Raw genomic sequence first — 6278 nt, 5'->3', positions numbered from 1 at the left:
GTAGAAGGGCGATGCCGTGCGACGCGGCCCAGACAGTGGTGTCACTCCACGCCGCGCGCTCCTTGGCCAGCAAGCCCGCGCCGCTCATCTCTTGCAGGCACTGCTGCAGCAATTGGTACGGTCCCATGCCGCCCGCCCCACGTGAGGCGGCGGCCGGCGTCTCGAGGACGGCGGGGTCTTCGTCGGTGAGGAAGACTGCGCGGTAGAGGCCCGGCTCCTGCAAGGCGAAGTTGATGTAGGCCCTGGCTCCCGCGTGCAGCCGCGCGATCGCGTTATGCGGCGGGCTGGTACCAAGTTCCGCGGAATCTATTGCCCGCTGAATCCGGTCGGCCAACATCGCCGAAGCCCGTTGACCGACGGCGACCATCAGCGCCTCGCGGTCACGGTAGTGGCGATACGCCGCGGCTGGGGAGACCCCCGACCGTCGTTGCACCTCGCGCAACGAGACCGAATCGGGACCGCTGCCGCGGGTGAGGTCGACCGCGTGCTCGAGCAGGGTTGCGCGTAGGTCGGCCCGTTCGACGGCAGCCGTGGCATTGCGTAAAGATGACGGTGCTCGAGGGGACATTGCTATGCCTGCATCGAGAGGACGACGCGAAACCGCGCCTTGCCGCTCATCATTCGGTCATAGGCGGCCATCGCGCGCGTTGTACTCATGAGCAAACTCCGTCCAGTTACGGCGTGGACCGTGTTATCACTGCTTACACCCACTATGAACCGGCGAGTTATCAGTGTCAACAAGGAGGAGGATTCTCATCCGCGCCTGTCGGCAGAGTGGACACGAAAGTGAGGATTTTCGGGTGGACATCGAGTGAGAACGGCACTGTAGGCGCAGTTCGGAGAATCGCGTCTGGACAGGACCTTCTAGAAGGCGCGGGTGTTTACCGTCAGTGGCGTCGGGATGCGGTGCACCGGCCGGCGTGCTGCAATGTAGTCCGGCCCCAATGGTTTCGCGGAGGTGCGGGTCTTGCCAACCTACGGTTATCGGTGCTCTCCCTGCGGAGAGTTCGAGGTGATTCGGTCGATGACCGATGCCACCCCGGTGACGGCCTGCCCCGAGTGCGGACGAGCGGCGAGTCGGGTGTTCGGATCGCCCGGCCTGCGATCGCTGGATCCCGGGATGCGTCGGGCGCTGGACGTCAGCGCACGCAGTGCCGAGAACCCGACGGTCACCTCCAGCGTGCCAGGACGGTCGCGACGGCCGACGCCGATCACCCGAGACCCCCGACACGCCAAGTTGCCCCGCCCCTGACCTGAGGAGGTCGCTGTGCCCGACGTCGTGTTCTCCGTCGACCAGGCTCGTTCGATGCGGGATCAGGAGGTGCCTGGTCACAACCGGTGGCACCCGGACATCCCGCCCGCCGTCACCGTCAAACCCGGTCAGTCGATCCGGGTGGAGTGCCGGGAATGGACGGATGGCCAGATCGGAAACAACGACTCCGCCAACGACGTTCGCGACGTCGACCTGTCCCACGCCCACATGCTTTCCGGTCCGATCTACGTCGAGGGCGCCGAGCCGGGCGATCTTCTGGTGGTCGACATCCTTGATTTGGGTCCCGTGCCGCAGGAAGTCGGTGACGTCCCCGGGCAGGGGTGGGGATACACCGGGATCTTCGCTAAGGCCAACGGTGGCGGTTTCCTCACCGACTACTTCCCCGACGCCTACAAGGCGATCTGGGACTTCTCCGGGCAGAAGTGCTCGTCGCGCCACCTTCCGGGGGTGGAGTTCACCGGCATCACGCACCCGGGATTGTTCGGCACCGCTCCATCGCCGGAACTGTTGGCGCGGTGGAACTCCCGCGAACGGGCCTTGATTGCCACCGATCCAGAGCGGATACCCGCGCTTGCCCTGCCTCCGCTGGAGGAATCGGTATTGGGCGGCACGGCGAGCGGCGATACCCTCGCGGCGATCGGCCGCGACGGAGCTCGCACGGTTCCCGCGCGGGAGAATGGTGGCAACCACGACATCAAGAACTTCACCCGTGGATCGCGGGTCTTCTACCCGGTCCACGTCCGTGGTGCCCTGTTCTCGGGTGGCGATCTGCACTTCAGCCAGGGCGACGGCGAAATCACCTTCTGCGGAGCCATCGAGATGGGTGGCTTCATCGACTTTCACGTCGACCTCATCAAGGGCGGCATGGAGACCTACGGCGTGAGCACCAACCCGATCTTCATGCCGGGGAACGTCGAACCCCGGTACTCGGAGTTCGTGACGTTCATCGGAATCGGGGTCGACCACGACACCGACACCCAGTTGTACAACGACGCCACCGTCGCCTACCGCAACGCATGCATGAACGCCGTGACGTATCTGGAGAAGTTCGGCTACTCGGGGGCCCAGGCTTACCTGCTCCTGGGCGCCGCACCCATCGAGGGTCGCGTCAGCGGCGTGGTGGACATCCCGAACGCCTGCTGCTCGCTGTACCTGCCCACCGCGATCTTCGACTTCGACATTCGGCCCTCGGCATCGGGTCCCGTGAAGGCGGACCGCGGAAGCTGCGCCGTGTCGTCATAGACGGGCGCCCTGCACGACGCGGTTCCCGCTACCATCGCGCAGTGACGCAACTCGTACTGTCGATCCTTCTCGGTGTCGCAGTCGCAGCCGTCATCACGCTGGGCGTCCTCCTCATCGTCACCTCGCGGAAGCTCTCGGAGACCCGCCGGAAGCTGGAACGTGCCCTGCAGCCCAGGACGCGCCGCAGACGACGGGGCCTGGCGCCGTTCGCGATCAGGAAGACCTGGCGAACGGCGGAGATGGTTCGCACCAAGGGGTTTGGCGCCACGGTGCGCAACTCGATAGAGGATCTGGCGGGCTGGGCCAGCGTCGAACGGCCCGACCTGGCGCGTTTGGCGGCCGATGGGAACGTCGTCGTGGTGTTCTCCGACATCGAAGGGTCCACGGAGCGCAATGAGGCGCTCGGCGATCGTGACTGGGTGAAGCTGCTGCAGCGACACGAACAGCTCGTTCGGTCTTCGGTCGAGGTGTACGGCGGCCACGTCGTGAAGAATCAAGGCGACGGTTTCATGCTCGCCTTCGCCGATCCCGAAGGGGCGCTGAGGTGTTGCGTCGACATACAGCGGGAGCTCGCCGGCCACCCCGGTCGCTGGCAACACATCAAGGTGCGCATGGGAATTCACATGGGCGAATCGGTGCGACGTGGTGACGACCTCTTCGGCCTCAACGTCGCGATGGCGGCCCGGATCGCCGCGCACGCCGAAGGCGGTGAAGTGCTCGTCAGCGATGTCGTGCGCGAGGCACTCGGATCCCTTGACGGGGTCGAACTGACCACCGCGGAGCTCGTCGAGTTCAAGGGCATCACCGGCACCCACGAGGTGTTCCCCGTCGTGCTCGAGACCTACGGTTAGTCCGAGTCCGTTTCGGCGCGCGCATATTGGCGAACCGCCTCCTTGGCGACCTTGCCGTTGCTGGTAACGGGTAGCGAGTCGACGAACAAGACGTGCCGCGGACGCTTGAAGGCTGCCAGGTGGGAACGGACGTGGCCGACGAGCGTCTCGGTCGAGGGGCGGTGACCGGCAGCGGGGACGATGACGGCGCAGATGGCCTCGCCCCAGTACTCGTCGGGGACGCCGACGACGGCCACCTGGTCGACGTCCGGATGGTTCGACAGCACGTCCTCCACCTCGCGGGAGGACACGTTCTCGCCACCGGTGATGATGACGTCCTTTCGCCGGTCGACCACCACCAGGCGTCCCTCGCCGTCGATGCGCCCAATGTCACCGGTGGGCATCCAGCCGTCGACCGTCACCGGTGCGGCGCCTGGCCAATAACTCGCGGCGACCTGTCCACCGCGAACCAGAATTTCCCCGACTCCGTCTGCGTCGGCGGTGATGCGGATCTCCACCTCGTCGTGCGGTCGGCCGGCGGTGGCGAGGATCGATGCGTCACCATCGGCGCCTGCGCGGTGTTCGGTCGGACCGAGAAACGTGACGTTGCCACCGGTTTCGGTCATGCCGTAGCCCTGATGAAAGCCGACGTCGAGACGTGCGAGGGCCCGACGAAGCAGATCAGCCGGAATGGCCGCGGACCCGTAGGCGATGTCACGCAAGGTCGGCAACTCGGTCCCCGTCTCGTCGAGATACGCGAGGAGGCCGTGCAGCATGGTCGGCGCCAGCGAGCACGACGTCACGCCGTGCGCGATCACGGCCTCGGCGAAGGCTTCTGGGCGGAACGAGGCGACGGGAAGGACAGTCGAGTGCGCCGAATGGTGAACCAGCATGTTGTAGCCGGCGACGTGGCACATGGGGAACGGCAGGAGATAGACGCCGCCCGACTTCACCGACCGCCCCGCGACGGTGCCGCGCACCGCCGTGGTGATCGAGCGGTGAGTGTGCAGGACGCCCTTCGGCGTACCAGTCGACCCGCTGGTGAACAGCAGCCAGGCCGGGTCGTCCGGCTCGACCGGCGCGGCAATGTGTGCCGAATCTGGCTCCGCGCGTTGCCAATCCGCGTCGTTCATGTCTCCGACGTACTCGAGCGAGGGGATCTGCTTGGCGGCGTCGGGAAGGGCGGTCAGATAGCGCGCATCGCCAAGGAGGATCGTCGGCCCGGCCGTCGCCAGTTGGGTGGCCTGCTCGCCTGGGCTGAGACGCTGATTGATCAACGTCAGGATGCGTCCGCAGCGCGGAACGCCGTAGTACAGCACGGCGTACGCTGCGCTGTTGTCGGCGATCACGGCGACCCGATCTCCCCGCCGGGTTCGCCTACCGATCCACGCCGCGACCGCGCCGACCCGACGGTCGAAGTCCGCGAAGGTGATGGCGCCGTGGTCGGGGGCGATGATCGCGTTCCGGTCGGGCACCGCTGCTGCCGCCGAGGACACCAGTTCGTGGATGAGGTCGATCCGTTCGGCAGTCATTCCGTCGAAAGAATATCTGCGGTCGAGTCGCGACCACCCGCCGTCGGTACGACGATGGTGCGTTCTACTGCGTCATCATCCGGACGGGAAGGCCGTTGTGCTCGGCAAGGGAGCGCAGTTGCTTCAGCGCGAACTGGCGGCCGCGGCCCGCTGCGGGAATCAGGATGCCTGCCCACAGTCCCTCCGCCCCTGGGGTCCTGCAGGCCTCTTGAGCGCACAGCCAGCGGCGGGGGCAGGCGCGGCAGAGCGCTTTGGCGCCCTCGTCGGCGGTCGTCGTCCACCGCTCGGGATCGCGTGTGCAGGCGAAGGTCGATGCCTCATCGACCACCACCGAATCGACCGCCACCGAACCCGGGGTTCGGCCGAATTCATACTGCTGAACAGTGAGGACGGGGCGTCTGCTCTCGTGCACTGCAGTGGCGTTCCGTGTCACCATGGAGCCTCCAATACATGTGTATCGGGTCAACGATACAGCCGTATTGGATACCCTGTCGGTGTGGGCGTCGACCAGGGTTATGTGATGACCGCGGTGCCCGGCGAGCCTGCTCCACTCGTTCGTGACACGCTCTCGAACATCCAGCGGATACGCGATGCGGCATTGAAGAGTTTCGCGATGCACGGCACGTCGGGGACGACGCTGCGATCCGTCGCCGCAGCGGCAGGAGTGTCCCTCGGGATGGTGCAGCATCACTTCGCCACGAAGGCCGGTCTGATCAAGGCCGTGGACGATTACGTCCTGGAACTGATCATCACCCCATTGGCAGAACCGATTCCACAGCCACCCGCGGACTCGATCGCCGAGATCGGAAGCAGGGTGAACCGGATCGTCGCCGGACACCCTGACGTAGCGGGATACATCGGCCGTGCACTAGTGGACGGCAGCTTGCTCGGGACGACGATCTTCGACAACCTGATGACGTTGGGCAAAGTCCGGTGGCAGCAGCGTGCCGAACACGGCGAAACCCGACACGACGTCGATCTGACCTGGGCCGTCATCAACTCCCTGGTGCTCGCGCTGGGTGCCTTCAGCCTGCGCTCGCACATCGACCGACACCTGCCCGAACCGCTGACCACGCCCGCCCAGTTGCAACGATGGGAAGCCAGCGTGAGCTCGCTTCTGCGTGACGGAGTCTTGCGCCAGCCCGGCAGCGACTGAGCGTTCTCCGGCGCGCGGCCCAGGTCTGTCAAACCCGCTCGCCGGCAACCCTTTTGCGGTAACTGCTGGGGGTTTCACCGCAGAATTGGGTGAACGCCCGACTGAACGAGCTGAGGCTGTCGAAACCGACGGCCGTCGAGGTTTCCTGCACGGACTGCATCGGCGAGGCGAGCAGCGCCATCGCGCGAAGCATTCTGGCCTGCAGCAGGTATGCCCGCCACGGCAGCCCGAGCTTGAGCTGGAAC

The 6278-nt window shown here is 66.0% G+C and carries 8 protein-coding genes; 4 read left to right on the top strand and 4 right to left on the bottom strand.

The window, feature by feature from the left end; translation table 11 throughout:
- Window positions 1-568, bottom strand: a 568-nt coding sequence (locus tag ACRDUX_RS13955; protein ID WP_526414620.1) for a TetR/AcrR family transcriptional regulator, incomplete at its 3' end; no start/stop codon positions are given.
- Between the two features lie 390 nt (window positions 569-958).
- Here ACRDUX_RS13955 and ACRDUX_RS13950 point away from each other — a divergent pair.
- From ACRDUX_RS13950 to ACRDUX_RS13940, 3 genes are read left to right on the top strand one after another with little or no spacing between them, the layout of a single operon-like run.
- Window positions 959-1252, top strand: coding sequence for an FmdB family zinc ribbon protein (locus ACRDUX_RS13950; RefSeq protein WP_526414619.1), 294 nt, complete (start codon window positions 959-961; stop codon window positions 1250-1252).
- Between the two features lie 15 nt (window positions 1253-1267).
- Window positions 1268-2515, top strand: a complete 1248-nt coding sequence (gene fmdA, locus ACRDUX_RS13945; RefSeq protein ID WP_526414618.1) for a formamidase — start codon at window positions 1268-1270, stop codon at window positions 2513-2515.
- A gap of 41 nt (window positions 2516-2556) precedes the next feature.
- Window positions 2557-3366, top strand: coding sequence for an adenylate/guanylate cyclase domain-containing protein (locus ACRDUX_RS13940; protein ID WP_526414617.1), 810 nt, complete (start codon window positions 2557-2559; stop codon window positions 3364-3366).
- Here ACRDUX_RS13940 and ACRDUX_RS13935 read toward each other — a convergent pair.
- A complete protein-coding gene (locus tag ACRDUX_RS13935) occupies window positions 3363-4877 on the bottom strand; it encodes an AMP-binding protein (RefSeq protein WP_526414616.1) in 1515 nt (504 codons plus the stop codon). The two genes, ACRDUX_RS13940 and ACRDUX_RS13935, sit on opposite strands and share 4 nt — an antisense overlap.
- Window positions 4878-4941: 64 nt before the next feature.
- Window positions 4942-5208, bottom strand: a complete 267-nt coding sequence (locus ACRDUX_RS13930; protein ID WP_526414622.1) for a WhiB family transcriptional regulator — start codon at window positions 5206-5208, stop codon at window positions 4942-4944.
- A 189-nt stretch (window positions 5209-5397) separates the two neighbouring features.
- Between ACRDUX_RS13930 and ACRDUX_RS13925 the strand changes: the two genes are divergently transcribed.
- The gene (locus ACRDUX_RS13925) at window positions 5398-6033 is read left to right on the top strand and encodes a TetR/AcrR family transcriptional regulator (RefSeq protein WP_526414621.1); all 636 of its coding nucleotides are present in this window, start codon (window positions 5398-5400) and stop codon (window positions 6031-6033) included.
- Between the two features lie 28 nt (window positions 6034-6061).
- Here ACRDUX_RS13925 and ACRDUX_RS13920 read toward each other — a convergent pair.
- The coding region (locus ACRDUX_RS13920) for a helix-turn-helix domain-containing protein (RefSeq protein ID WP_526414615.1) at window positions 6062-6278 on the bottom strand (217 nt) is incomplete at its 5' end.

Origin of the sequence: Mycobacterium sp. (assembly GCF_050701675.1) — a bacterium.
Taxonomy (GTDB): Bacteria; Actinomycetota; Actinomycetes; order Mycobacteriales; family Mycobacteriaceae; genus Mycobacterium.
Note: the sequence above shows the minus strand (reverse complement) of the source record. Positions and strands in the feature narration are given on the sequence as shown.

What these genes read in the sequence shown, in the direction of transcription:
- ACRDUX_RS13925 (WP_526414621.1), top strand. Translation starts at nt 5,398, where the DNA reads ATGACCGCGGTGCCCGGCGAGCCTGCTCCACTCGTTCGTGACACGCTC.
- ACRDUX_RS13935 (WP_526414616.1), bottom strand. Translation starts at nt 4,877, where the DNA reads ATGACTGCCGAACGGATCGACCTCATCCACGAACTGGTGTCCTCGGCG.